Genomic DNA, 26105 nt, shown 5'->3' on the forward strand with positions numbered 1-26105 from the left:
ATAGAGCACCAGGGAAGGTGCTCTAATAACCATTAACGAGAAAATCCATTGCACCTGTAAATGCCAGCCTGGCAGGTGACAAATCTGCCACTCGTTCACCCACCTCTTTTACAGATATACCCGCCATCAGGTGCATCATCACGACGTAAGGCTTGTCATTTATCTCTACAATGGGGCAAATTTTTGCGGGAGGAGAACCCCCTGCAAGGCTGGCAAGCTCAATAGCCGGGGCGACCAGAACGTGCTTAAGCACGTTGGCAACAGGATGTTGAAGATTAATCAGAATAGGGTAAACGCGCTTCCCGTTACCCCTGTTTTCATAAGCATGAAACTGCTCCATCAGAATGACCGTTGGAAATCGCTGAAAGAGCCATTTTCTTCAACCCAGTTATTCACCGCATCGATAGATTTTTTGTTTTCACGTAACCATTCATCACGTTTATTTTCACGGAATTTTTCAATTAGCGCTTCCGTTAATACCGCAGATAAATTGATTTTAAGTTTGCGAGCTTCCTCAAGAATTTCAGGCGATAACGAAACATTTACGGATTTTTTTAAACCAGACGCAGTGCGCATGATAACCCCCACTGTAATGCGCATGAATTGTCTAAGACTAGCGTAGTCAGACTGCATTTTCTATTTCTCCATCCCTGAATTTTTACGGGATGCTATTTAATTAATACTGAGCAGTCACGCCTCACATATCAATTATGCGAGGCGCTTTCCTCTTTGGTTTTACACCCGCTCAATCAAACCTTAATACTCATCCTTCCCATCGTCTTCGTCAGGCTGTTCCAGCACGCTGTAGGCCACGGAGCAGAACAGCGAGTTGAGACGTTTCATGTCGCCCAGCAAGCCCATGTGCAACGAACTGGTTTCGATACTCTGCACGTTTTGCTGATGCAGCCTGTCAACGTGAGCATGGGAATAGCGTCGGTTAAGGATGCGGAAACGGTGCTTGCTCCGACGCAGACGCCGTGCGCTGGTCACATCGCCGGAGAAAAAGACTGACATCGCCAGCTTCAGGTTAGTGAGCAGTTGCTCATGCAATGAATCCAGCTCCTTCAGGCCTTCAACCGAGAACGCCCGCCGGGCCGCCAGTGATTTATCGGCGATTTCACTGCCCATTCGCTCGACAATATCGGACGCCTGCTCCAGGTTGAGCGACATTTCGATAATCTCGGCCCAACGCTTAGACTCCTCCTCCGCCAGTTCCTCTTTTGGCATCCTCGCCAGGTAGAGTTTGATGGCGGTATAAAGCACATTGATATCATCAGCGAGCTTGCGCAGATCTTTTTCCTGCCGGGGCTCGCCGTGCATCACTTTATGTAACCCCTCCAGCATCAGCTCCATAGCATCACCAATACGCAATGTCTCCCTCGCCGCGTTAGCCAGCGCAAGGGTGGGCGTGTCGAGGGCTGAGCTGTCCAGATGCTTGGGTTTTAACCGCGCATCCAGCTCGGGTTCATCGCGAATCAATCGCTCACAGAATGCCGCCATCGCGCCGACAAAGGGCACCATTACCAGGCAACGGACCAGGTTGTAGAAGACGTGGAAGTAGATAACCATCTCGGCTTTGGGCAGCGGCAGCTCATCCATCAGGTCCGCCAGCATGTGAACAAACGGGAGAATGGCAAAACTGCCCACCAGTTTGAAGAGCAAGCTGCCAAGCGCCACACGGCGCGCCGCCGCATTCGCCGCGCTATTGTTGAGCATCGCCAGCAAGCCGGAGCCGAGGTTGGCACCAATCACCAGACAGAGGGCGACCGGGAAGGAGATGATGCCTGCGGTGGTCAGGGTTGCCGTCAGCAACACCGCCGCCAGGCTCGAATAGCTGACGATAGCAAAGACCGCACCAATGAGCGCATCCAGCATGATGTCGCCCGTCAGCGACGCGAAAATGACCTGGACACCGTTGGCCTGGGTGATGGGCGTCACCGCCTGAACAATGAGTTCGAGTGCCAGTAGAATCAGGCCAAGACCAATGCTTACGCGGCCCAGTTGCCCTTCTCGCGTCTGCTTGCGACCAAGGAAGAAGATGACGCCGACGAAAATCAGCAGCGGCGACAGCCATGAAAGGTCGAAGGTGAGCACGCGGGCCATCAGCGCGGTCCCCACGTCAGCCCCCAACACAATCACCAGCGCCGGGGCCAGCGCCACCAGATCCTGGGCCACAAACGAGGTCACCAGCATGGTGGTGGCATTGCTGCTCTGAACCAGAGCAGTGACGCCTATCCCGGCGCTAAAGGCGAGCGTTTTTTTCTCGACGCTGCGGCTCAGTACGGTGCGCAGTCGCGCCCCGAATACGCGCATCACGCCGGTACGAACGATATGTGTCCCCCAAACCAGCAGGGCTACCGAAGAGAGCAGATGAAGCAGAATTAACACGGATGCAGATTCTCCTTATTGTTATATGTTTTACGTTTCCCCTCGCTGCCTTTTTCTCATATGAGAAAGAGAGCACGACTCGTCCCCGCAGGGGGACAAGCGAGAATGATTAACTCTTAGTATAAGGGCTTAAACACAATAAAGAGACAGTAAGGTTCAACATCTGATTAACAATTCTGTTTTCTGAGCCACAATAACGAGCCAATTTTGAGGGTTTCAGAAACAACAAACAGAATAAAACCGACAAGCGCCTCTTCAACATACATAACGCGAAGAATAATCGGGAAAATCGCCACCGAACAGCTCAGAGAAAATACCCGCATGACCTCCTGCAAGCTGATGAAGAGAAAACTGATTTCGCGCTTTTTAAGGAATGCCCAGGCGGAAAAAAACAAGGTTACCAGCAGGATCAAATTAAGAAAAAAGAGGCCTTCCATCAGCATACTGATAGCCCCTGTCACTTCCATAAAGGCCAGGTTGGCGTAAAAGTGCTGGATATCGGACCAGAACGGCACATTGCCCATCCTTACGGAAAAAAAGAGGTAGCTGGCGATGGCCAGTACGTCCATCAAACCCCAAAAAGTAAATATTTTATCTTTGTTACTCATGTAATTAGTGCATCCTTGTCATGATTGCATGTTTTGCTCAGTATAAATCTATATTACATAATTAAGATAAAAAAACGGGTGCACACAGTTTGTAAATGGTAATAACAGAAATATTAAGAAAAATTCTGGCGCTATGCCAACGCTGGCATTATTCCCTGTCTCTTCTGTAGAAACTTTGTTAAAGAAAAAACAGTGTTGTTATCATCGCAAATTTAAAATTATCCGCTTTATTTATAATTTATTATGTTAAATAATATTTCCTGAATCACCTGGCAGTTGAGGAAGTGAGATGCGTTTCAGTACGATGTCCGACAGTGACATTATTTCCGAGTTGTGTCGCCGAATTAAAGAAACCCGAATGCAACTTGGCCTGTCGCAGATAGAGCTGGCGGAACGTGCCCAGGTGGGTGCCGCCACCATCAAACGCGTAGAGCTGGGGGAGTCTGTTACGCTCAGCACCTTGATTGGCATTCTGCGGGGCCTTGATCGCCTGCATCAGCTCGAATCCATTCTGTATGACTCGCACATTCGCGCGTTTAACGCACAGATTAACGCTGCCGTCCCGGCCCGTATCCGCATTCGTAAAAAACAGGCCTCTCCGCCGAAAGAGAAATATGCGCCTGACGCAGAACAAAAAGGCGATGCCCACTCCACCATCAATGAGTGGTATACCTCTTCGGCCTCACACAGCGTGGTCTGGTCGCATCAGCCACCGGATATCGAGAAGAAAGAGTAACAACAGCGCGTTTTTGAAAGGACATCGCCTGCAATGCAGGCGATTTTTTTAGGGGACTCAGGACTCGCACACCGCCACTTTAATGGCTAACCCGCCACGTGCCGTTTCACGGTATTTCGCATTCATATCTTTGCCGGTCTCAAACATGGTTTCGATGACTTTATCCAGCGAAACTTTCGGGTCGCTGGTGCGGTACATCGCCATGCTCGCCGAGTTAATGGCTTTCACCGAAGCAATAGCGTTACGTTCAATACAAGGGACCTGAACCTGACCGGCAACCGGGTCGCAGGTCAGCCCCAGATTGTGCTCCATGCCGATCTCCGCCGCGATGCAGACCTTCTCAGGACTGCCACCCAGCAACTCAGCCAGCCCGGCAGAGGCCATTGAGCATGCTACGCCGACTTCACCCTGACAGCCCACTTCCGCGCCGGAAATCGAGGCGTTCATTTTATAGAGGATGCCCACTGCGCCAGCGGTCAGGAAGTAGCGCATGTAGATTTCTGGCGTCACGGTTTTGATAAAGCGGTCATAGTAGGCCAGCACCGCCGGGATGATGCCGCATGCCCCGTTGGTCGGAGCCGTTACCACACGCCCGCCAGCGGCGTTTTCTTCACCGACGGCCATGGCAAACATGTTGACCCAGTCCATCGCACTTAACGGACTCATCGAGTGGCTTTGCGGTGCCAGCACGCGGTGCAGCGCAGATGCGCGACGCGGCACTTTTAGCGGCCCCGGCAGAATGCCTTCGGTGCTCATGCCACGGTTAATGGCGTTACGCATGGTCTCCCAGATCTTCGCCATATTTTGTTCAACGTTGTCACGCCCATGACGGGCGATTTCGTTTTTCATCATCACCGCAGAAATGGACAGGCAATTGTCGTGGCAGTGGGTCAGTAAATTACGCGCAGAGTAAAACGGGAACGGGAGATCAATATCCGCATCCTGGCTTTTGCCAAAGTTCTCTTCGGTGACGATGAAACCGCCGCCGATGGAATAATAGGTCTGGAAATGGGCAATTTTGCCATCGCAAAAAGCGGTGATACTCATGCCGTTTTCATGCAGCGGCAGAAATTCGTTGTGAAAACGCATGCACTCCACTACCGGGAACTGGATTTCACGTTTTCCTTCTTCAATAAACAGGCGCTGATGAGTATTAACGTCACGGATAATACCCGGAATCGCGTCAATATCGACCGTCTCCGGTAAATAGCCGGACAGACCAAGAATAATCGCGATATCCGTGTGATGCCCTTTACCGGTTAATGACAACGAGCCATATACATCCACCACCAGCCGCGTGACTTTATGTAACAGGCCTTTTTCCTGCAGGGTATCAACAAACTGTTTTCCTGCCTTCATGGGTCCGACGGTATGGGAACTGGACGGCCCGATGCTGATTTTGAAAATATCGAAAACACTAATCATGTGGCACCCATGCGAGTTGCTGAGCAAAACGGAAGCGCCGCCCGAGTCAGGCGGCGCGGGGAAGTTAGCTGAACAGAGAGAAGAAGATGGCGGAGATGGCAATCAGACCCATCGCGACCACAAAGATGTTGCTGATCGCACCGCTGTATTTGCGCATCGCCGGCACTTTATTGATGGCATACATCGGCATCAGGAACAGAATGATAGCGATAATCGGGCCACCCAGGTTTTCAATCATGCCGAGGATACTCGGGTTCAGGGTGGCAACAATCCAGGTGGTCACCAGCATGAACAGCGCAGTAATTTTGTTCAGTTTGTTGAGTTCGATGGATTTTCCTTTACCACGCAGAGATTTAATCACCATGCCGTTAAAGCCTTCACGCGCGCCCAGGTAGTGGCCAAGGAAGGATTTGGTAATGGCGATCATGGCGATAATCGGTGCCATCCAGGCAATCACCGGGGCGTTAAAGTGGTTCGCCAGGTAAGAGAGGATGGAGATGTTCTGGGCTTTCGCTTCCGCCAGGTTTTCCGGCGACAGGCTCAGGACGCAGCTGAACACGAAGAACATCACCGTCAGCACCATCATGATGTGGGCAAAACCGAGGATGCGGGAGCATTTACGTTCCGCATCCTGACCGTACTCTTCACGTTTCGCGACGGCGAAAGAGGAGATAATCGGCGAGTGGTTAAAGGAGAAGACCATAACCGGGATCGCCAGCCACAGGGTCATCCACAGGCCGTGACCCGTTGGTGCTGCAATGCTGAAAGAGAGCGTATCGAAAACCGCACCGTTCCATTGTGGGATCAGGTACAGCGCCAGCATCATGAGTGCGGCAACGAACGGGAACACCAGTACGCTCATCGCTTTAACGATCATTTTTTCACCAAAGCGCACGACTGCCATCATACCGATAATCAGAATCAGTGACAGAATGGCACGCGGTGGCGAGACCAGCCCCAACTGGTGGGTAATAAAACTGTCGACGGTGTTAGTGATGGCTACGCTATACACCAACAGAATCGGGTAAATCGCGAAGAAATAGAGCAGCGTAATTAACTTACCTGCACCCACACCAAAATGCTCTTCCACAACTTCGGTAATATCCTCACCCGGATTTTTACCGGAGAGAACAAAACGGGTTAAACCGCGGTGAGCAAAAAAGGTCATTGGGAAGGCCAACAGGGCCATAATAATTAACGGAATTAAACCGCCCACACCGGCATTAATGGGCAGGAAAAGTACGCCTGCACCAATCGCAGTACCGTACAGACCCAGCATCCAGACGGTATCACTCTTTCTCCAGCCGCTGCCTTCACGCGTGGCGAGAGTACTTTGAACGTTTTCCATATATGGCCTCTGTAATAGATATTTAAGCCAAATTAATTTGGCTCATATTCAAGTAATAAGAACGCTGTCTTTATTTTGTTATTTTATAAAATAAGGCTAAGCTTAGTTATTTACAGCGATCACATAACCTGATTTAAAGAGGTGACTTTTAAGGTATCAAAAATAGCACCTAATTTTTGATATTATCTTGAGGTATCATTTTTAATACTTTATTAATAACGGCGCGAATTAACACTTTATATAGTTATATATACTAAGGCAGCTAATGACAATTATAATTGTCATACGATTAATAGAAAATATTCCGATGATAATTTATAGCTGAACAGAAGACAAAAAAACGGCCTGATAAATCAGGCCGAGGAAGTCGTTAATGGCGAGAAGACTTAATCCGCGTCGTATCCCAGGTTCGGCGCCAGCCAGCGTTCCACTTCCTGAGTCGACATCCCTTTGCGACGGGCATAATCTTCAACCTGATCGCGCTGCAGCTGCGCCACGGCAAAATATTTGCTGTCAGGGTGGCTGAAGTACCAGCCCGAGACCGATGCGCCCGGCCACATGGCGAAGGATTCCGTCAGTTTCATGCCGGTGTGCGCTTCCACATCCAGCAGCTCCCAGATGGTGCCTTTCTCAGTATGCTCCGGGCAGGCCGGGTAACCCGGTGCCGGGCGAATCCCCTGGTAGTTCTCGCGGATGAGTTCCTCATTACTGAGGTTCTCATTCGGCGCGTAGCCCCAGTAGACCTTACGCACACGCTCGTGCAGGTACTCGGCAAAAGCTTCGGCCAGGCGGTCTGCCACCGCTTTCACCATGATTTTGTTGTAATCATCGTGCTGCGCATCGTAAGCCTCTGCCAGCGCATCCTCTTCGAGGCCACCGGTCACCGCAAAGGCGCCAATGTAGTCTTCTTTTCCGCTGAGTTTGGGTGCGACGAAATCGGCCAGGCAGTAGTTTGCAAAGCCGACTTTTTCCGTTTGCTGGCGCAGATGATGCGCGACGGTCAGCACCTGAGTGCGGCTCTCATCGCGGTAGATTTCCACATCGTCACCGACGCGGTTTGCCGGGAACAGACCGACCACGCCGCGCGGATTGAGCGTCTTCTCACGGCTGAGCATATCCAGCATATCGTTGGCGTCCTGGAACAGGCGTTTTGCCTCTTCGCCCACCACGTCATCTTCGAGGATGCGCGGATATTTGCCGGCCAGCGACCAGGTCATAAAGAACGGCGTCCAGTCGATGTAGTTGCGCAGCGTCTCGATGCTGGCCTCCACTTCCTGCACGCCCAGCTTATGTGCAACAGGCGGCGTGTAGCTTGCCCAGTCAAACGCCAGATCGTTTTCGCGCGCAGCGGCCAGCGTTACCGGTGGAGTACGCGGTTTCTTGCGGGCATGCTGAATACGCACGGTTTCGTACTCTTTGCGGGTACGGGCCACGAAGTCATCACGTTGGGTGTCCGACAGCAGTGCAGCCACCACGCCCACGGTGCGCGAAGCATTTTGCACGTAAACCGTCGGGCCGCTGTAGTTCTGCTCGATTTTCACTGCCGTATGCGCTTTCGAGGTCGTCGCACCGCCAATCAGCAATGGCAGGGTAAAGCCCTGGCGCTCCATCTCTTTTGCCACGTTGACCATTTCATCCAGCGATGGCGTGATAAGACCAGACAGCCCAATCAGGTCAGCGTTCACTTCGCGCGCGGTCTTGAGGATTTTCTCCGTCGGCACCATCACGCCCAGATCGACGATTTCGTAGTTATTACACTGCAGCACCACCCCGACGATGTTTTTGCCGATGTCGTGCACATCGCCTTTAACGGTCGCGATAACCATCTTGCCGTTGCTGGAGCCCTTCTCTTTGCTGGCTTCAATGTACGGCTCAAGGTAGGCCACCGCCTGCTTCATCACGCGGGCCGATTTTACCACCTGCGGCAGGAACATTTTCCCTTCACCAAACAGGTCACCGACCACGTTCATGCCGTCCATCAGCGGACCTTCAATCACCTCAATCGGGCGCGAAGCCTGCTGACGGGCCTCTTCGGTGTCCAGCTCAATGAACTCGGTAATGCCTTTGACCAGCGAGTACTCAAGACGCTTTTTCACATCCCAACTGCGCCATTCCGCCTGCTGGGCGTTGGCGGTTTCATCAGTTTTACTGCCGCGATATTTTTCCGCCAGATCGAGAAGACGCTCGGTGCCGTCATCGCGGCGGTTGAGGATCACATCTTCAACCGCGTCACGCAGCTCGGCAGGCAGGTCGTCGTAAATCGCCAACTGGCCGGCGTTCACAATGCCCATGTCCATGCCGTTGCGAATGGCGTAGTAAAGGAAAACGGCGTGGATCGCTTCACGCACCGGATCATTACCACGGAACGAGAACGACACGTTGGAGACGCCACCGGAAATCATGGCATGGGGCAGTTCGCGCTTGATGTCTTCACACGCGCCAATAAAGTCCTGCGCGTAGTTGTTGTGCTCTTCAATGCCGGTGGCCACGGCGAAGATGTTCGGGTCAAAGATGATGTCTTCCGGCGGGAAACCCACCTCTTTGGTCAGGATGTTATACGCCCGGCGACAAATCTCGATTTTGCGCTCGCGGGTATCCGCCTGGCCCACTTCGTCAAAGGCCATCACCACCATCGCGGCACCGTAACGGCGCACCAGCTTCGCGTGATGGATAAAGGTTTCTACTCCCTCTTTCATTGAGATCGAGTTAACAATGCCTTTGCCCTGAATGCATTTCAGCCCTTTCTCGATGACGTCCCATTTGGAGGAGTCAATCATGATCGGCACGCGGGCGATGTCCGGCTCACCGGCGATCAGATTAAGGAAACGTACCATCGCCGCTTCGGCGTCGAGCATCCCCTCATCCATGTTGATATCGATAATCTGCGCGCCGCTTTCGACCTGCTGGCGAGCAACGTCCAGCGCTTCGTTGTACTTTTCTTCTTTGATCAGTCGCTTAAACTTCGCCGAGCCGGTAACGTTGGTACGTTCACCGACGTTGACGAACAGGCTGTCGTCACCAATGTTCAATGGCTCCAGGCCCGCCAGGCGGCAGGAGACCGGAATGTCCGGCAGCTTGCGCGGCGGCAACCCTGCAACGGCATCGCTCATTGCTTTAATGTGTTCCGGCGTGGTGCCGCAGCACCCCCCTACTATGTTCAGGAAGCCCGCCTCGGCCCATTCACGAATCTGTTCCGCCATGGTTTCCGCATCCAGATCGTATTCGCCGAAGGCGTTGGGCAGGCCGGCGTTCGGGTGCGCGGTCACGTAGCATTCAGCAATGCGCGAAAGCTCCTGCACGTACTGACGCAGTTCATCTGGCCCCAGCGCACAGTTCAAGCCGAAGGTGAGCGCATCGGCGTGGCGCAGGGAGTTATAAAAGGCCTCGGTGGTCTGCCCGGAGAGCGTACGACCAGAGGCATCGGTAATAGTGCCGGAAATCATGATCGGCAGGTCGACGCCGAGGGCTTCAAATTCTTCTTTCACCGCAAAAATCGCGGCTTTGGCATTGAGGGTATCGAAGACCGTTTCTATGAGGATGAGGTCACTACCCCCTTCCACCAGCGCTTTGGTTGACTCGCGATACGCCTCCACCAGCCCATCAAAGGTGATGTTACGAAACGCCGGGTCGTTAACGTCTGGTGAGATGGACGCCGTGCGGTTGGTCGGGCCGAGAACACCGGCAACATAGCGCGGTTTTTCCGGCGTGCGGGCGGTCCACTCGTCGGCACAGGCGCGTGCCAGCTTCGCCGCGGCAAAGTTGATTTCTGCCGACAGGGATTCCATCTGGTAATCCGCCATCGCAATCGTCGTCGAGTTGAAGGTATTGGTTTCAATGATATCTGCGCCTGCCGCAAAATAGGCAGAGTGGATAGTGGCAATCACCTCCGGCTGAGTGATGACCAGCAGGTCGTTGTTACCTTTAAGATCGCAGGGCCAGTCGGCGAAGCGCTCGCCGCGAAAATCCTGCTCACTCAGACGTTGATTCTGGATCATGGTGCCCATGCCCCCATCCAGAATCAGAATACGTTCGTTTAATTGCTGCTTTAGTTGCTCAACTTTGCTGCTCACACGTGCTCCCGACGACGCTCAACCAGGCCAAAAGGCCAGCAGGACATACTGGCACAAACTGTCAGGTCGGAAAAGTCGCACGGGGGTAACATGAGAGATGTTCACCTGAACTCATCCGATCAGTATTTTGTGGGGTTGCATTATAATTCTATAAAACGAAAATGATTTCCACGATACAGAAAAGGAGCCAGCCATGGTTGCCAATGTGCCCGCCAAACGCGGCAGAAAACCCTCTACCGCTGCCACCGCGCAACCCACCGGTCAGGTCCAGTCGTTAACCCGTGGACTTAAATTGCTGGAGTCGATTGCGGAATCCCACGGCAGCGTGGCCTTAACCGAGCTGGCGCAGCAGGCGGGCTTGCCTAACTCCACCACGCACCGCTTACTGACCACCATGCAACAGCTTGGCTTTGTGCGCCAGGTGGGCGAACTGGGCCACTGGTCCGTTGGGGCGCATGCCTTTATCGTCGGCAGTAGCTTTTTGCAAAGCCGTAATCTGATGGCGATTGTGCACCCGATTCTGCGCACCCTTATGGAAAACTCTGGCGAAACGGTGAATCTGGCGGTGCTGGACCAGAGCGATCATCAGGCCATTATTATCGACCAGGTACAGTGTACTCAGCTCATGCGCATGTCCGCACCGATTGGCGGCAAGCTGCCGATGCACGCCTCTGGCGCAGGGAAAGCGTTTCTGGCTAATCTCAATGACGATCAGGTCTCCAGCCTGTTACACCGCAAAGGGCTGCATGCTTATACTCACGCTACCCTAGTGTCGCCGGTGCACCTGAAAGAGGACCTCGCCCAGACGCGCAAACGCGGCTACTCCTTTGATGACGAAGAGCATGCTCTTGGCCTGCGCTGCGTTGCCGCCTGTATTTATGATGAGCACGGCGTGCCTTTTGCTGCCATCTCTATTTCCGGCCCCATTTCGCGTATTACCGACGACCGGGTGACGGAACTGGGGGCGATGGCAATCAAAGGCGCAAAAGAGGTAACGCTGGCCTGGGGCGGTATGCGCTGAGGCAGATGCCCTCACCCCGGCCCTCTCCCACGGGGGTGAGGAATCCCCAGTAAAAATGCGTGCACGGACGGTCCCCTCGCCCCACCGGGGAGAGGGTTAGGGTGAGGGGGAGCATGCGGCTCTGAGGGGCATTCCGTTCACCTTATGTTCCTTGCTTTTCTATCGCTCCAGAACCCGTGAACGTGCCAGGGCGGTTCACCTGCACTGAACCCAGGATCCTGGACACCAGATTTCTCAGTCTGGAGGTTCAGTACGATGAAATATCCTTTTCACATCCGGCTTGCTGCTGTTCAGCATTACATGGCCGGGCATTCCTCTATCAAGGAAACGGCCCGCCTGTTCAGTGTTGGCAGGACACCGCTGACCCGCTGGCTGCGGGCCTTCAGACGCCTGGGTAAAGCCGGGCTGGAGGACCGTCCTGCCCGTGCCTATACTGCAAAATTCAGGCTCCGCGTTGTCCGCTACGTCATTGAAAACAGGTGCAGCTACGCGGAGGCTTCCGTGCGCTTCGCTATCCCCAATGAATCCCTTATTCTCGACTGGATGAGGCGTTACCGGAAAGGGGGTAAAAAGGCGCTTCACTCTGCCAGACCCGGACCCGCTATGTCACAGAAAAAGTACATTCCTGGCGCGAAGCCATTCAGTGAAATGACCCCGAGAGAGCTTCAGAGGGAACTGGAATATCTGCGTGCGGAAAATGCTTATTTAAAAAAGCTGAAAGCCCTGAGGGAGGAAAGCGCGCTCAGGGAGCAGCAAAAAAAACCAGAATAGTGCAGTCATTACTGGCGGCACACAGGCTGCCCTGCCTGCTGTATGCCGCGCGACTGTCACGCAGCACGTATTATTATCATGTCTCGCATCCAGCACATGATACTGAACGTTATGCGGAGGCCGTCAGCGCGATGAAGGCCATCAGCCAGCGGCATGCTCAGCGTTATGGCTACCGCAGAATGACAAAAGCGCTGCGTGATCAGGGCTTCATGCTCAATCACAAAACCGTGCGCAGGCTGATGAAAGAACACGGCCTGACCTGTCAGCTGCGCCGGAAAAGATATCGCTCGTACATGCCGGATGCCGGGCTGGCATCCTCTAATCTTCTTGCCCGGGACTTCAGCGCTGAACGAAGTGGGATGAAGTGGTGTACGGATGTGACGGAGTTCCGGGCCGCGGGGCAGAAACTGTATCTGTCTGCCCTGCAGGATCTGTTCAACAATGAAATCGTGGCCTGGAATATGTCGACCAGCCCGTCACAGCCTCTGGTCTGCAGGATGCTGCAAAGGGCAGTGAAAGCCGGCAGACACAAAGAAGGTCTGATATTACACAGCGACCAGGGCTGGGCTTACCGGACACCGGCATGGCGGTTAATGCTGGAGAAAGCCGGGATAACCCAGAGCATGTCGCGTAAAGGGAACTGTCTTGATAACGCAGTGATAGAAAACTTCTTCAGCCATCTGAAGGTGGAGATGTACTACCGTAAGAAATACGGTTCCGTGAAAGAACTGGAGCGCGATATCAGGGTGTATATCCGCTACTACAATAACGAACGGATCAGCCTGAAAACGGGCGGGATGAGCCCGGTGGCATACCGGGCTCAGGCAGAAAGACACGAATAAAAAAGTGTCCAGGAACTGGGGTTCAGTGCACCGCCACCGCCCTGGCGACCCGGGCTCCCGGCCAGGAAAATCGCCGCTGGCGCGGTCCACTGCGCATATTCCTTCAGGCTTATCGGGGACGGGCGAAGGAAACGTCCGTGTAAAGTCGCCCTCGCCGCGCATCCCTGCGCGGCACCCCGGCCTTACGGATACGCTTCGTCGATTTTCAGCCGGACCCTGTCATCGCTGTAACTGTTTTATTCTCATTGGGCAATGATAACGCTGCAAAACGTAACATTACTGGGGATTCCTCAGCCCACGGGGAGAGGGAGCAAACACTAAAAACGGCAACAGAAGTTGCCGTTTTGCTTTTACCTTCGCATGCAAAATCGCTGGCGTCGCCGGTAAGCGTAAACATCCTCGACATGACCGTTCTTGATGCGCATTTGTAACCCGCGCCAGTAGTCTGCGCGCAGCAGGTCGGCATGCATCTCCTCAAATAGCGGTCCGATGTGTGGATCGGCGCACAGCCAGTGACGAAATTCTTCGGGAAAGACATCCCCCGGTGTCACGCTGTACCAGGGTTCCGCACTCATCTCATCTTCCGGGTAGCGTGGCGGCGGAATATCCCGAAAATTCACCTCAGTCATGTAGCAAATTTCGTCATAGTCGTAGAACACCACACGCCCATGCCGGGTAACGCCGAAGTTTTTAAACAGCATATCGCCGGGGAAGATATTGGCGGCGGCAAGCTGGCGGATCGCGTTTCCGTACTCCTCAACCGCATCGCGTAGCTGCTGGCCACTTACCCGCTCAAACCAAAGATTGAGCGGCACCATCCGCCGCTCAATATAAAGGTGGCTGATGGCGATGCGATCGCCGAGATCAGTGATTTTTTGTGGCGCCTCTTTCAGTAACAGCGCCATTAACTCCGGTGCTATCCGGTGCTTTTCCAGCACGAAGTTTTCGAACTCCTGGGTATCCGCCATGCGCCCCACGCGGTCATGCTCTTTGACCAGTTGATAGCAGGCACGCACATGGGCGGCGCTCATCTCTTTTTGCGGCGGGAACTGGTCTTTAATGATTTTAAATACCCGGTCGAAGCCAGGCAGGGTGAAGACCAGCATCACCATGCCGCGAATGCCCGGCGCTTCGATAAACTGCTCATCGCTGCCCGCAAGATAGGTCAGGTATTCGCGGTAGCTCTCGGTTTTGCCATGCTTCTGGCAACCAATGGCCATATACAGTTCAGCGGTGGTTTTGCCCGGCAGGATTTCCCGTAACCACTCCACCAGCGCGGCAGGCAAGGGGGCATAAACCATAAAGTAGGAGCGGGCGAAGCCAAACACGATGCTGGCCTCTGAAATTGCCGTCAGACAGGTATCAATAAAAAGTTCACCCTCGTCGCTGCGGTGCACCGGCAACAGAAAGGGTAGCGTCCCTGCAGGCGTGATCAGTTTACCGACCAGCCAGGCCGCTTTATTGCGATAGAAAAGTTCATTGGCGATTTGCAGATGCGCCTGTCTTAGAACCTCAGAACCAAAGGTTTCGACCAGATGGGCAATGATGTCTGCCACATCGCGCGCTTTGTCTTGCCAGGGAAGACGCAGCGGTAAATCGCTCAGCACGCGTGTCAACATGGTTTCCCAACCCGCATCAGGATAAAAATCCTTCGCCAGCGGACGAGCGAGCCCGCGAAAATGGCGCTCAGGCTGGGAGCTAAAAATAAATAAACGTTCGGGCGTTAGCGCATGGTGATCGAACAATCGGCAATACACGGAGTTAAAAAAGCTCTCGGCGATTTCATAACGCGGGTAGTCCGGCAGCAAACCGGTGTAGTGCGCTTTAACCCGAAGTAGAAAGTCGGGATCGGGGCGCTGGTTATCGGTGATACAGCGAAGCTGTTCTACCACCAGCCCCACATGATGATCGTAAAGGTGGATACGCTGCTTCATCGCCTGCTGCACGGCATGCCAGTCGGCGTGCTCAAAGCGTTGCTGGGCACCGGAAGTGACTTCAAGAAAACGGCCATACTGGGCATCGAAGCCCTGCAGAATAGTTTGTGCAATCAGTAGTTCCAGGCCACGCGACATCTTTTTCCCCATCCGGCACCGAGTCATGCCGGATGACGCATTCGCTTATCCGGCCTACATTTCGTTGTAGGCCCGGTAAGCGCAGCGCCACCGGGCATTGATTAAAACTGCGACTCTTCCGTCGACCCGGTCAGTGCCGTCACTGACGAGGTGCCTCCCTGGATAATGGTGGTTACCTTGTCGAAGTAGCCTGTTCCCACTTCCTGCTGATGAGACACAAAGGTGTAGCCCTCTTTGGCGGCGGCAAATTCCGGTTGCTGCACTTTTTCGACGTAGTGACGCATCCCTTCCCCCTGCGCATAAGAACGCGCAAGGTCAAACATGTTGAACCACATGCTGTGAATGCCCGCCAGGGTGATGAACTGATATTTGTAACCCATGTCTGACAACTGTTGCTGGAAGCTGGCGATGGTTTTATCGTTCAGGTTCTTCTGCCAGTTAAACGACGGCGAGCAGTTATAGGCCAGCAGCTTGCCGGGGAATTTGGCATGAATCGCATCGGCAAAGCGTTTCGCCAGTTCGAGATCCGGCGTCGAGGTTTCACACCACACCAGGTCTGCATACGGCGCATAGGCCAGCCCGCGGCTGATTGCCTGTTCGATTCCGGCACGGGTACGGTAGAAGCCTTCGCTGGTGCGTTCACCGGTAATAAACTCGCTATCGTAGTCGTCGCAGTCAGAGGTGATCAGGTCCGCTGCATCAGCGTCTGTGCGGGCAATTACCAGCGTTGGAACACCCAGCACATCGGCAGCCAGACGCGCAGCCACCAGTTTTTGAATCGCCTCCTGCGTCGGCACCAGCACCTTACCGCCCATATGACCGCATTTTTTCACCGAGGCGAGCTGATCTTCGAAATGGACGGCCGCTGCACCGGCTTCAATCATCGATTTCATCAGTTCAAAGGCGTTCAGTACGCCACCGAACCCGGCCTCCGCATCGGCGACAATCGGCAGGAAATAATCCACATAGCGTGGATCGTTGGGTTCAATACCGGATGACCACTGGATCTGATCCGCACGGCGGAAAGTGTTGTTGATCCGATCCACCACGGAGGGAACGGAGTTAGCCGGGTAGAGCGATTGATCCGGATACATACTGGAGGCCAGGTTGGCATCTGCTGCCACCTGCCAGCCGGAGAGATAGATGGCTTCCACACCCGCTTTTGCCTGTTGTAACGCCTGTCCACCGGTCAGTGCACCGAGGCTGTTCACATAACCTTTCTTCGATTCGCCATGCAGCAGACGCCACATTTTCGCGGCACCCAGCTGCGCCAGGGTGCATTCCGGGTTAACGGAACCGCGTAATTTCACCACCTCTTCCGCACTATAGGGACGTGTAATGCCTTCCCAGCGTGGTTGAGTCCACTCTTTTTGTAATTCTTCGATTTGTTGGGTACGGGTATTCATGTGCAGATGCTCCATTTTCATCCTGGCTTCCCAGGCGTTATTGGTGAAGGCAGTTTGGTTTCGGGAAGCCGCGCAAAAACCGGAGCGTACTTGCAGTACGTGAGGATTATGCGCTTTGCTCATCCCTTCGGGACCGCCCGGAGGGCGTTCAAAACGCGTTGCGTTTTGTCAGAGCACTGCCCGGAGCCAAAATGGCGAACAAAATAGCCTGGGTATTACGCAAGCAGGCGGTAGCCCGGTAAGGTCAGGAAATCAATCAACTCATCGGAAGTGGTGATCTGCTCCATCAACCGTGCAGCATCGTCGAAACGGCCGCTGCTGAAGCGGTGTTCCCCCAACTCGTCCTGAATAACCCGCATCTCTTCCGCAAGCATCTGGCGGAACAGGGCTTTGGTAACAGGTTTACCGTTGCTGAGCGTTTTCTCGTGGTGGATCCACTGCCAGATAGAGGTACGGGAGATTTCGGCTGTGGCCGCGTCCTCCATCAGTCCATAAATCGGTACACAACCATTGCCGGAGATCCAGGCTTCGATGTACTGCACCGCTACGCGAATATTGGCGCGCATCCCCTCTTCCGTGCGTTCGCCATCAGCCGCAGCCAGCAGTTGATCCGCCGTAATCGGGGCATCTTCAGAACGGGTGACGGACAGCTGATTGGTGTTATTGCCCAGCGCATGGCTGAAGACCTCCATGGCGGTGTCGGCCAACCCCGGATGGGCAATCCAGGTACCATCGTGGCCATTCTTCGCCTCAAGCTCTTTGTCGGCCTTAACTTTGCTGAGTACCTGGTTGTTACGCTCAGCATCTTTACTGGGAATAAAGGCCGCCATGCCGCCCATCGCGAAAGCACCGCGCTTGTGGCAGGTTTTAATCAACAGCCGCGAATAGGCGTTGAGGAATGGCTTATCCATCGTGACCACCTGACGATCCGGCAATACCCGATCCGGATGGTTTTTCAGGGTTTTGATATAGCTAAAAATGTAATCCCAGCGACCGCAGTTCAGGCCCACAATATGGTCGCGAAGCGCATGCAGGATCTCATCCATCTGGAAGACGGCAGGCAGCGTTTCAATCAGCAGTGTGGCTTTAATGGTACCGCGGGGCAGGTTAAAGCGATCTTCGGTATAGCTGAAGACTTCACTCCACCAGGCCGCTTCCTGCCAGGCCTGGGTTTTTGGCAGATAGAAGTAAGGGCCGCTACCTTTTGCCAGTAATGCTTTATAGTTGTGGAAAAAATAGAGGGCGAAATCAAACAGGCTGCCGGGAATGGCTTCATTGCGCCAGGTCACATGTTTCTCCGGCAAATGCAGACCACGCACACGACAAATCAGGACCGCCGGATTGGGTTTGAGTTGGTAAATTTTGCCGGCTTCGTTGGTATAACTGATGGTGCCATTCACCGCATCACGCAGGTTGATCTGCCCTTCAATCACTTTGCTCCAGTCCGGCGACAGAGAATCCTCAAAGTCCGCCATGAAGACCTTCACATTTGCGTTGAGCGCATTGATCACCATCTTGCGCTCAACGGGCCCGGTGATCTCCACACGACGATCCTTCAGGTCATCCGGGATACCACGGATTTGCCAGTCACCTTCACGAATGGAATTCGTTTCCGAAATAAAATCAGGTAGATTTCCATTATCAATATCCTGTTGTTGCTGGATGCGTGCAGCCAGCAATTTATTACGGTGCGGTGTAAAGCGCGTAACCAGTTCAGTGAGAAACTCCACCGCTTCTGGCGTGAGAATATGCTTTTCCAGCTCGCCAAAAGGCTTTTTAAAAGCCAATTCGTCCGTGGTCGTCGCCTGTTGTGTCATTCCGCAGCTCCTCGTCGTTGATCCGAATACATCCCCCAATGCGAACGAATGATCATTGCCGTTTTTTCGTTCAGCAGAATTAAGACTACTCAATTAAAAAGCAAAATCAAAAACAATTTCCATTTTAAATGTAAAATGCATTTAACGTATTGATAACAAATGATTTAAAGTTTTCATACAACATGGAGGGTGTTTCGGAAATAAAAAAGGCACCCGAAGGTGCCTTTAAGCGCTGCTGAAACGGTTAACGATCCTGGAGGAAGATCAGTCCAGCGTAGGGTTCATATGACGCAGATCGAATGGCGTAATCTGGTAAACGTAATAGTTTAACCAGTTGATAAACAGCAGATTTCCATGGCTGCGCCAGGTGGCATGCGGTTTGTTCTGCGGGTCGCCTTTGGGGAAATAGTTATAGGGAACGTCCGGGGAAAGACCGGCATCCACATCCCGAAAATACTCACCCGCCAGGGTGTCGGCATCATACTCCGGATGGCCGGTAACAAAGGCGATACGCTTGTCTTTGCTGGCAAACAGATAAGCATCACCGCTGTCTGTTTCAGCGAGGATATCCAGATCGGTATAGTCGCGGATCAGTGCTGCCGGGAAGTCGGCGTAGCGTGAATGCGGCGCCAGGAAAGTATCGTCAAAACCGCGGGTCAAAAGCGCATGTGGATGGAGAATATGGTGCTCGTATACGCCTGAAAGTTTCTCTTCGCGAGTCTGTTTGGGAATGCCGTACAGAATATTAAGAGCCGCCTGGACAGCCCAACAGACAAACAGCGTTGAGGTCACATGATCTTTAGCCCACTCCAGCACCTGCTGGATCTGCGGCCAGTAGGCCACATCGTTAAACTCAACCAGACCAAGCGGCGCACCCGTGACAATCAGACCATCGAAGTTTTCTTCGCTGATTTCGTCGAAGTTACAGTAGAAATTATTCAGGTGTTCAGCGGGCGTATTACGGGACTCACGTGCATCAATACGTAACAGTCTGACGTCAACCTGCAACGGAGAGTTGGAAAGCAGACGCAGGAACTGGTTCTCCGTCTCGATTTTTTTTGGCATCAGATTGAGGATAAGCACCTTCAGCGGACGAATTTCCTGACCTGTTGCACGAGATGTCGTCATGACAAAGACGTTTTCATCACGCAAGAAATTGACGGCTGGTAGCTCGTCCTGCACCCGAATCGGCATAACTTATATCCTCACTGCATACGTTTAAACGTTTAGACATCCAGACAGCTGGAAAGATACCCAGGAATAACCCAAATGTCGAGCCTGCATGTGAAAGGTGAGAAAGTTTCACGTCACGACGACGGCCGTAACGTGGGTCTCAGATGAGGTTAGTTGATAATGTTGGATCTGTTTGCCGGTCGGGTGGATGACTCGTGCTGGCGTTTAAGCGCTGCGATGACCTGGTCATCGGTCAGAAGGGATTCATCAGCAATGACTTTTGGATATTTACACCTGCCTCGCGAGGCGCCAAAGGTCATTTCAAGCAGTGCGCGTTCTTCTACCGGTGATAACCCACCTTCATTCATCTCCAGCGCGTGGGTCAGGATCTGTAGGTTTCCCACTCCGGGAAGACGATGCCAGATGGAGCGGGGAGCAGTCTGCTCGATAAGCTGACCCAGCAAACCCTGTGCTGCGAAGAAGTCAGCGATAATAATACGCGTGTTGCTGAAAATATGATTGCCGGAGACCTGCTGGCGAGTCTCGAGGTTGCGAACAACCATGCGATTTTGATAAATCTGGGCGTACAGAACAGTCATAGCCAATTCCTTTAGCATTACGTTCAACATTTTTTCAGATGTAACCATAGCAAAAAAGCCTCATGCTTTCGCATGAGGCTTTTCTGTTTATTTGATGCCTGGCAGTTCCCTACTCTCGCATGGGGAGACCCCACACTACCATCGGCGCTACGGCGTTTCACTTCTGAGTTCGGCATGGGGTCAGGTGGGACCACCGCGCTAGTGCCGCCAGGCAAATTCTTTGTGCTCTGTACGCAATTCTTTATCGCATCAGCCGCGTTGCCTGCGCTCGCAAAGTCAGTCACATACCTCAGTATGCTCCTTCCTTTCCTTCGCTGGCCGCCTCGCTGCTGCGCAAATTATTGCGCACTTAATTCCGGAATCAGCTGAAAATCTCTCAAATCACGCCAAAACACCTTCGGCGTTGTAAGGTTAAGCCTCACGGTTCATTAGTATCGGTTAGCTCAACGTATCGCTACGCTTACACACCCGACCTATCAACGTCGTCGTCTTCAACGTTCCTTCAGGACTCTCAAGGAGTCAGGGAGAACTCATCTCGGGGCAAGTTTCGTGCTTAGATGCTTTCAGCACTTATCTTTTCCGCATTTAGCTACCGGGCAATGCCATTGGCATGACAACCCGAACACCAGTGATGCGTCCACTCCGGTCCTCTCGTACTAGGAGCAGCCCCCCTCAATTCTCCAGCGCCCACGGCAGATAGGGACCGAACTGTCTCACGACGTTCTAAACCCAGCTCGCGTACCACTTTAAACGGCGAACAGCCGTACCCTTGGGACCTACTTCAGCCCCAGGATGTGATGAGCCGACATCGAGGTGCCAAACACCGCCGTCGATATGAACTCTTGGGCGGTATCAGCCTGTTATCCCCGGAGTACCTTTTATCCGTTGAGCGATGGCCCTTCCATTCAGAACCACCGGATCACTATGACCTGCTTTCGCACCTGCTCGAGCCGTCACTCTCGCAGTCAAGCTAGCTTATGCCATTGCACTAACCTCCTGATGTCCGACCAGGATTAGCTAACCTTCGTGCTCCTCCGTTACACTTTAGGAGGAGACCGCCCCAGTCAAACTACCCACCAGACACTGTCCGCAACCCGGATCACGGGTCTACGTTAGAACATCAAACATTAAAGGGTGGTATTTCAAGGTTGGCTCCACGCAGACTGGCGTCCACGCTTCAAAGCCTCCCACCTATCCTACACATCAAGGCTCAATGTTCAGTGTCAAGCTATAGTAAAGGTTCACGGGGTCTTTCCGTCTTGCCGCGGGTACACTGCATCTTCACAGCGAGTTCAATTTCACTGAGTCTCGGGTGGAGACAGCCTGGCCATCATTACGCCATTCGTGCAGGTCGGAACTTACCCGACAAGGAATTTCGCTACCTTAGGACCGTTATAGTTACGGCCGCCGTTTACCGGGGCTTCGATCAAGAGCTTCTCCTTACGGATAACCCCATCAATTAACCTTCCGGCACCGGGCAGGCGTCACACCGTATACGTCCACTTTCGTGTTTGCACAGTGCTGTGTTTTTAATAAACAGTTGCAGCCAGCTGGTATCTTCGACTGAGTTCAGCTCCACGAGCAAGTCGCTTCACCTACCATCAGCGTGCCTTCTCCCGAAGTTACGGCACCATTTTGCCTAGTTCCTTCACCCGAGTTCTCTCAAGCGCCTTGGTATTCTCTACCTGACCACCTGTGTCGGTTTGGGGTACGATTTTGTGTTACCTGATGCTTAGAGGCTTTTCCTGGAAGCAGGGCATTTGTTACTTCAGCACCGTAGTGCCTCGTCATCACACCTCAGCGTTAAAAAGGTACCGGATTTACCTGGAACCTCCGCCTACATGCTTAAACCGGGACAACCGTCGCCCGGCTAACATAGCCTTCTCCGTCCCCCCTTCGCAGTAACACCAAGTACAGGAATATTAACCTGTTTCCCATCGACTACGCCTTTCGGCCTCGCCTTAGGGGTCGACTCACCCTGCCCCGATTAACGTTGGACAGGAACCCTTGGTCTTCCGGCGAGCGGGCTTTTCACCCGCTTTATCGTTACTTATGTCAGCATTCGCACTTCTGATACCTCCAGCAACCCTCACAGGTCACCTTCAACGGCTTACAGAACGCTCCCCTACCCAACAACGCATAAGCGTCGCTGCCGCAGCTTCGGTGCATGGTTTAGCCCCGTTACATCTTCCGCGCAGGCCGACTCGACCAGTGAGCTATTACGCTTTCTTTAAATGATGGCTGCTTCTAAGCCAACATCCTGGCTGTCTGTGCCTTCCCACATCGTTTCCCACTTAACCATGACTTTGGGACCTTAGCTGGCGGTCTGGGTTGTTTCCCTCTTCACGACGGACGTTAGCACCCGCCGTGTGTCTCCCGTGATAACATTCTTCGGTATTCGTAGTTTGCATCGGGTTGGTAAGTCGGGATGACCCCCTAGCCGAAACAGTGCTCTACCCCCGAAGATGAATTCACGAGGCGCTACCTAAATAGCTTTCGGGGAGAACCAGCTATCTCCCGGTTTGATTGGCCTTTCACCCCCAGCCACAGGTCATCCGCTAATTTTTCAACATTAGTCGGTTCGGTCCTCCAGTTAGTGTTACCCAACCTTCAACCTGCCCATGGCTAGATCACCGGGTTTCGGGTCTATACCCTGCAACTTAACGCCCAGTTAAGACTCGGTTTCCCTGCGGCTCCCCTATACGGTTAACCTTGCTACAGAATATAAGTCGCTGACCCATTATACAAAAGGTACGCAGTCACACCACGAAGGTGCTCCCACTGCTTGTACGTACACGGTTTCAGGTTCTTTTTCACTCCCCTCGCCGGGGTTCTTTTCGCCTTTCCCTCACGGTACTGGTTCACTATCGGTCAGTCAGGAGTATTTAGCCTTGGAGGATGGTCCCCCCATATTCAGACAGGATACCACGTGTCCCGCCCTACTCTTCGAGTTCACAACATATGCACTTTCATGTACGGGACTTTCACCCTGTATCGTGCGACTTTCCAGACGCTTCCATTAACACACATGCTGATTCAGACTCTGGGCTCCTCCCCGTTCGCTCGCCGCTACTGGGGGAATCTCGGTTGATTTCTTTTCCTCGGGGTACTTAGATGTTTCAGTTCCCCCGGTTCGCCTCATGCCACTATGTATTCATGACATGATAGTGTGTCGAAACACACTGGGTTTCCCCATTCGGGTATCGCCGGGTCAAAGGTTCATATCACCTCGCCGACGCTTATCGCAGATTAGCACGCCCTTCATCGCCTCTGACTGCCAGGGCATCCACCGTGTACGCTTAGTCGCTTAACCTCACAACCCGAAGATGTTTCGTAAAACACCGTCAGTGTCGTGAAAATTTGAGAGACTCGAACACACCGTCATTCTGTTCTTATTACGGAGAACAGACACGATGTGTCGTTTCAATTTTCAGCTTGATCCAGATTTTTAAAGAGCAAATATCTCAAACATGACTCGCAAGTCAGTTTTGAGATACGGGGGTCGGCGACTTTCACTCACAAACCAGCAAGTGGCGTCCCCTAGGGGATTCGAACCCCTGTTACCGCCGTGAAAGGGCGGTGTCCTGGGCCTCTAGACGAAGGGGACACTGAAGTCTCAATCGCAAGACGCCTTGCTGTTTACTTTTCATCAGACAATCTGTGTGAGCACTACAAAGGCAGGTTCTTTAAGGTAAGGAGGTGATCCAACCGCAGGTTCCCCTACGGTTACCTTGTTACGACTTCACCCCAGTCATGAATCACAAAGTGGTAAGCGCCCTCCCGAAGGTTAAGCTACCTACTTCTTTTGCAACCCACTCCCATGGTGTGACGGGCGGTGTGTACAAGGCCCGGGAACGTATTCACCGTGGCATTCTGATCCACGATTACTAGCGATTCCGACTTCACGGAGTCGAGTTGCAGACTCCGATCCGGACTACGACATACTTTATGAGGTCCGCTTGCTCTCGCGAGGTCGCTTCTCTTTGTATATGCCATTGTAGCACGTGTGTAGCCCTACTCGTAAGGGCCATGATGACTTGACGTCATCCCCACCTTCCTCCAGTTTATCACTGGCAGTCTCCTTTGAGTTCCCGGCCGGACCGCTGGCAACAAAGGATAAGGGTTGCGCTCGTTGCGGGACTTAACCCAACATTTCACAACACGAGCTGACGACAGCCATGCAGCACCTGTCTCAGAGTTCCCGAAGGCACCAAAGCATCTCTGCTAAGTTCTCTGGATGTCAAGAGTAGGTAAGGTTCTTCGCGTTGCATCGAATTAAACCACATGCTCCACCGCTTGTGCGGGCCCCCGTCAATTCATTTGAGTTTTAACCTTGCGGCCGTACTCCCCAGGCGGTCGACTTAACGCGTTAGCTCCGGAAGCCACTCCTCAAGGGAACAACCTCCAAGTCGACATCGTTTACAGCGTGGACTACCAGGGTATCTAATCCTGTTTGCTCCCCACGCTTTCGCACCTGAGCGTCAGTCTTTGTCCAGGGGGCCGCCTTCGCCACCGGTATTCCTCCAGATCTCTACGCATTTCACCGCTACACCTGGAATTCTACCCCCCTCTACAAGACTCAAGCCTGCCAGTTTCGAATGCAGTTCCCAGGTTGAGCCCGGGGATTTCACATCCGACTTGACAGACCGCCTGCGTGCGCTTTACGCCCAGTAATTCCGATTAACGCTTGCACCCTCCGTATTACCGCGGCTGCTGGCACGGAGTTAGCCGGTGCTTCTTCTGCGGGTAACGTCAATCGACACGGTTATTAACCGTATCGCCTTCCTCCCCGCTGAAAGTACTTTACAACCCGAAGGCCTTCTTCATACACGCGGCATGGCTGCATCAGGCTTGCGCCCATTGTGCAATATTCCCCACTGCTGCCTCCCGTAGGAGTCTGGACCGTGTCTCAGTTCCAGTGTGGCTGGTCATCCTCTCAGACCAGCTAGGGATCGTCGCCTAGGTGAGCCGTTACCCCACCTACTAGCTAATCCCATCTGGGCACATCTGATGGCAAGAGGCCCGAAGGTCCCCCTCTTTGGTCTTGCGACGTTATGCGGTATTAGCTACCGTTTCCAGTAGTTATCCCCCTCCATCAGGCAGTTTCCCAGACATTACTCACCCGTCCGCCACTCGTCACCCGAGAGCAAGCTCTCTGTGCTACCGTTCGACTTGCATGTGTTAGGCCTGCCGCCAGCGTTCAATCTGAGCCATGATCAAACTCTTCAATTTAAGTTTGATGCTCGTAGAATTAAACTTCGTAATGAATTACGTGTTCACTCTTTGAGACTTGGTATTCATTTATTGTCCGAAGACATTAAGAATCCATGTCACTTTGAGTGCCCACACAGATTGTCTGATAAATTGTTAAAGAGCAGTGCAACGCGGCTTTCGCTCACCGTTGCGAGGTGGCGTATATTACGCTTTCCTCTTTCAGAGTCAACCCTGATTTTCAGGATTTTTTCTCTTCAACCGAACCGGCTGTTTAGTGTGAAGTGATTCACATCTGCCGTGTCGATGGAGGCGCATTATAGGGAGTTCTTCGGAGGCCGCAATAGAAAAATGACAGAAAAATGACTGACTGCTGCATTCCCCAGCAAAACCCCGCCTTATACCCTTTTACGCACAGAGTTATCCACAAATCGTTTCGTTTCTTTACCGGGAATCGCGGGAAGAACACCTTTATAGAGGAGGAAATGTGGTGGTCTGGATCGAAAGATAAAAATTCGCGAGCGTTGCGCAAACGTTTTCGTTACAATGCCCGCGCAAAAAAGCAGCCCCGTAAGGGGCGTTAGCTGAGTTTTTAGAGGAAAATTCAGCTAACGCTCT

At 53.0% G+C, this 26105-nt stretch carries 15 protein-coding genes, 1 tRNA gene and 3 rRNA genes; 3 read left to right on the plus strand and 16 right to left on the minus strand.

The features are described 5' to 3' along the window. Window positions 1–22 precede the first annotated feature (22 nt). The 4 genes from ACUY4Q_RS22560 to ACUY4Q_RS22575 all read right to left on the minus strand — a co-directional run bounded on the left by ACUY4Q_RS22560 (window position 23) and on the right by ACUY4Q_RS22575 (window position 2996). Window positions 23–340: a CcdB family protein gene (locus ACUY4Q_RS22560; protein WP_458044876.1), complete on the minus strand. Its 318-nt coding sequence runs from the start codon at window positions 338–340 to the stop codon at window positions 23–25. Further along, window positions 340–633 carry a type II toxin-antitoxin system CcdA family antitoxin gene (locus ACUY4Q_RS22565; protein WP_458044877.1) on the minus strand — a complete coding sequence of 98 codons (294 nt, stop codon included), beginning with the start codon at window positions 631–633 and terminating at the stop codon, window positions 340–342. Before ACUY4Q_RS22565 ends, ACUY4Q_RS22560 begins: the two co-directional genes overlap by 1 nt. Before the next feature lie 123 nt (window positions 634–756). Beyond that, a complete protein-coding gene (locus ACUY4Q_RS22570; RefSeq protein WP_458044878.1) occupies window positions 757–2388 on the minus strand; it encodes a Na/Pi cotransporter family protein in 1632 nt (543 codons plus the stop codon). Between the two features lie 167 nt (window positions 2389–2555). Next, complete coding sequence (locus tag ACUY4Q_RS22575) at window positions 2556–2996, minus strand: hypothetical protein (RefSeq protein WP_458044879.1); 441 nt, start codon at window positions 2994–2996, stop codon at window positions 2556–2558. A 289-nt stretch (window positions 2997–3285) separates the two neighbouring features. Here ACUY4Q_RS22575 and ACUY4Q_RS22580 point away from each other — a divergent pair, with 289 nt between their 5' ends. After that, entirely contained in the window at window positions 3286–3732 is a 447-nt protein-coding gene (locus ACUY4Q_RS22580) for a helix-turn-helix domain-containing protein (protein WP_458044880.1), read from the plus strand. A 57-nt stretch (window positions 3733–3789) separates the two neighbouring features. Here the strand turns inward: ACUY4Q_RS22580 and ACUY4Q_RS22585 are convergent, their stop codons facing one another. The 3 genes from ACUY4Q_RS22585 to metH form a co-directional block, all read right to left on the minus strand. Further along, window positions 3790–5157, minus strand: coding sequence for an L-serine ammonia-lyase (locus ACUY4Q_RS22585; protein ID WP_458044881.1), 1368 nt, complete (start codon window positions 5155–5157; stop codon window positions 3790–3792). Window positions 5158–5221: 64 nt separating this feature from the next. Next, the gene (locus ACUY4Q_RS22590; protein WP_458044882.1) at window positions 5222–6505 is read right to left on the minus strand and encodes an HAAAP family serine/threonine permease; all 1284 of its coding nucleotides are present in this window, start codon (window positions 6503–6505) and stop codon (window positions 5222–5224) included. Between the two features lie 386 nt (window positions 6506–6891). Continuing rightward, a complete protein-coding gene (metH, locus tag ACUY4Q_RS22595) occupies window positions 6892–10575 on the minus strand; it encodes a methionine synthase (RefSeq protein WP_458044883.1) in 3684 nt (1227 codons plus the stop codon). Between the two features lie 193 nt (window positions 10576–10768). Between metH and iclR the strand changes: the two genes are divergently transcribed. Together iclR and ACUY4Q_RS22605 are read left to right on the plus strand one after the other, a co-directional pair. After that, a complete protein-coding gene (gene iclR, locus ACUY4Q_RS22600; protein WP_458044884.1) occupies window positions 10769–11596 on the plus strand; it encodes a glyoxylate bypass operon transcriptional repressor IclR in 828 nt (275 codons plus the stop codon). A 255-nt stretch (window positions 11597–11851) separates the two neighbouring features. Beyond that, window positions 11852–13209 (plus strand): IS3 family transposase gene (locus ACUY4Q_RS22605; protein ID WP_458043069.1). Its coding sequence is split into 2 segments (ribosomal slippage): window positions 11852–12302 and window positions 12302–13209, totalling 1359 coding nucleotides; the frame shifts between segments, so codons are not numbered across the junction. Window positions 13210–13559: 350 nt separating this feature from the next. Here the strand turns inward: ACUY4Q_RS22605 and aceK are convergent. The 9 genes from aceK to ACUY4Q_RS22650 form a co-directional block, all read right to left on the minus strand. Beyond that, window positions 13560–15281 carry a bifunctional isocitrate dehydrogenase kinase/phosphatase gene (aceK, locus tag ACUY4Q_RS22610; protein WP_458044885.1) on the minus strand — a complete coding sequence of 574 codons (1722 nt, stop codon included), beginning with the start codon at window positions 15279–15281 and terminating at the stop codon, window positions 13560–13562. A 101-nt stretch (window positions 15282–15382) separates the two neighbouring features. Then, window positions 15383–16687, minus strand: coding sequence for an isocitrate lyase (aceA, locus tag ACUY4Q_RS22615; protein WP_458044886.1), 1305 nt, complete (start codon window positions 16685–16687; stop codon window positions 15383–15385). A gap of 215 nt (window positions 16688–16902) precedes the next feature. After that, window positions 16903–18504: a malate synthase A gene (aceB, locus tag ACUY4Q_RS22620; protein ID WP_458044887.1), complete on the minus strand. Its 1602-nt coding sequence runs from the start codon at window positions 18502–18504 to the stop codon at window positions 16903–16905. Between the two features lie 264 nt (window positions 18505–18768). Beyond that, window positions 18769–19698: a homoserine O-succinyltransferase MetA gene (gene metA / locus ACUY4Q_RS22625; protein ID WP_458044888.1), complete on the minus strand. Its 930-nt coding sequence runs from the start codon at window positions 19696–19698 to the stop codon at window positions 18769–18771. Between the two features lie 149 nt (window positions 19699–19847). Beyond that, window positions 19848–20276: a YjaA family stress response protein gene (locus ACUY4Q_RS22630; protein WP_458044889.1), complete on the minus strand. Its 429-nt coding sequence runs from the start codon at window positions 20274–20276 to the stop codon at window positions 19848–19850. 96 nt (window positions 20277–20372) lie between these two features. Next, window positions 20373–20488 (minus strand): 5S ribosomal RNA (gene rrf / locus ACUY4Q_RS22635). 195 nt (window positions 20489–20683) lie between these two features. Beyond that, window positions 20684–23589 (minus strand): 23S ribosomal RNA (locus ACUY4Q_RS22640). A 218-nt stretch (window positions 23590–23807) separates the two neighbouring features. Next, window positions 23808–23883: transfer RNA gene (locus ACUY4Q_RS22645), tRNA-Glu, on the minus strand. Between the two features lie 85 nt (window positions 23884–23968). After that, window positions 23969–25508: ribosomal RNA gene (locus ACUY4Q_RS22650) — 16S ribosomal RNA — on the minus strand. The 16S, 23S and 5S rRNA genes sit together here with 1 tRNA gene alongside, the layout of an rRNA operon. Window positions 25509–26105: the final 597 nt, after the last annotated feature.

It is taken from the genome of Phytobacter cepae, assembly GCF_054165735.1.

Coding starts and splice junctions, on each gene's coding strand:
- ACUY4Q_RS22560 (WP_458044876.1), bottom strand. CDS start 340: ATGGAGCAGTTTCATGCTTATGAAAACAGGGGTAACGGGAAGCGCGTT.
- ACUY4Q_RS22565 (WP_458044877.1), bottom strand. CDS start 633: ATGCAGTCTGACTACGCTAGTCTTAGACAATTCATGCGCATTACAGTG.
- ACUY4Q_RS22575 (WP_458044879.1), bottom strand. CDS start 2,996: ATGAGTAACAAAGATAAAATATTTACTTTTTGGGGTTTGATGGACGTA.
- ACUY4Q_RS22580 (WP_458044880.1), top strand. CDS start 3,286: ATGCGTTTCAGTACGATGTCCGACAGTGACATTATTTCCGAGTTGTGT.
- ACUY4Q_RS22585 (WP_458044881.1), bottom strand. CDS start 5,157: ATGATTAGTGTTTTCGATATTTTCAAAATCAGCATCGGGCCGTCCAGT.
- ACUY4Q_RS22590 (WP_458044882.1), bottom strand. CDS start 6,505: ATGGAAAACGTTCAAAGTACTCTCGCCACGCGTGAAGGCAGCGGCTGG.
- iclR (WP_458044884.1), top strand. CDS start 10,769: ATGGTTGCCAATGTGCCCGCCAAACGCGGCAGAAAACCCTCTACCGCT.
- aceK (WP_458044885.1), bottom strand. CDS start 15,281: ATGTCGCGTGGCCTGGAACTACTGATTGCACAAACTATTCTGCAGGGC.
- aceA (WP_458044886.1), bottom strand. CDS start 16,687: ATGAATACCCGTACCCAACAAATCGAAGAATTACAAAAAGAGTGGACT.
- aceB (WP_458044887.1), bottom strand. CDS start 18,504: ATGACACAACAGGCGACGACCACGGACGAATTGGCTTTTAAAAAGCCT.
- metA (WP_458044888.1), bottom strand. CDS start 19,698: ATGCCGATTCGGGTGCAGGACGAGCTACCAGCCGTCAATTTCTTGCGT.
- ACUY4Q_RS22630 (WP_458044889.1), bottom strand. CDS start 20,276: ATGACTGTTCTGTACGCCCAGATTTATCAAAATCGCATGGTTGTTCGC.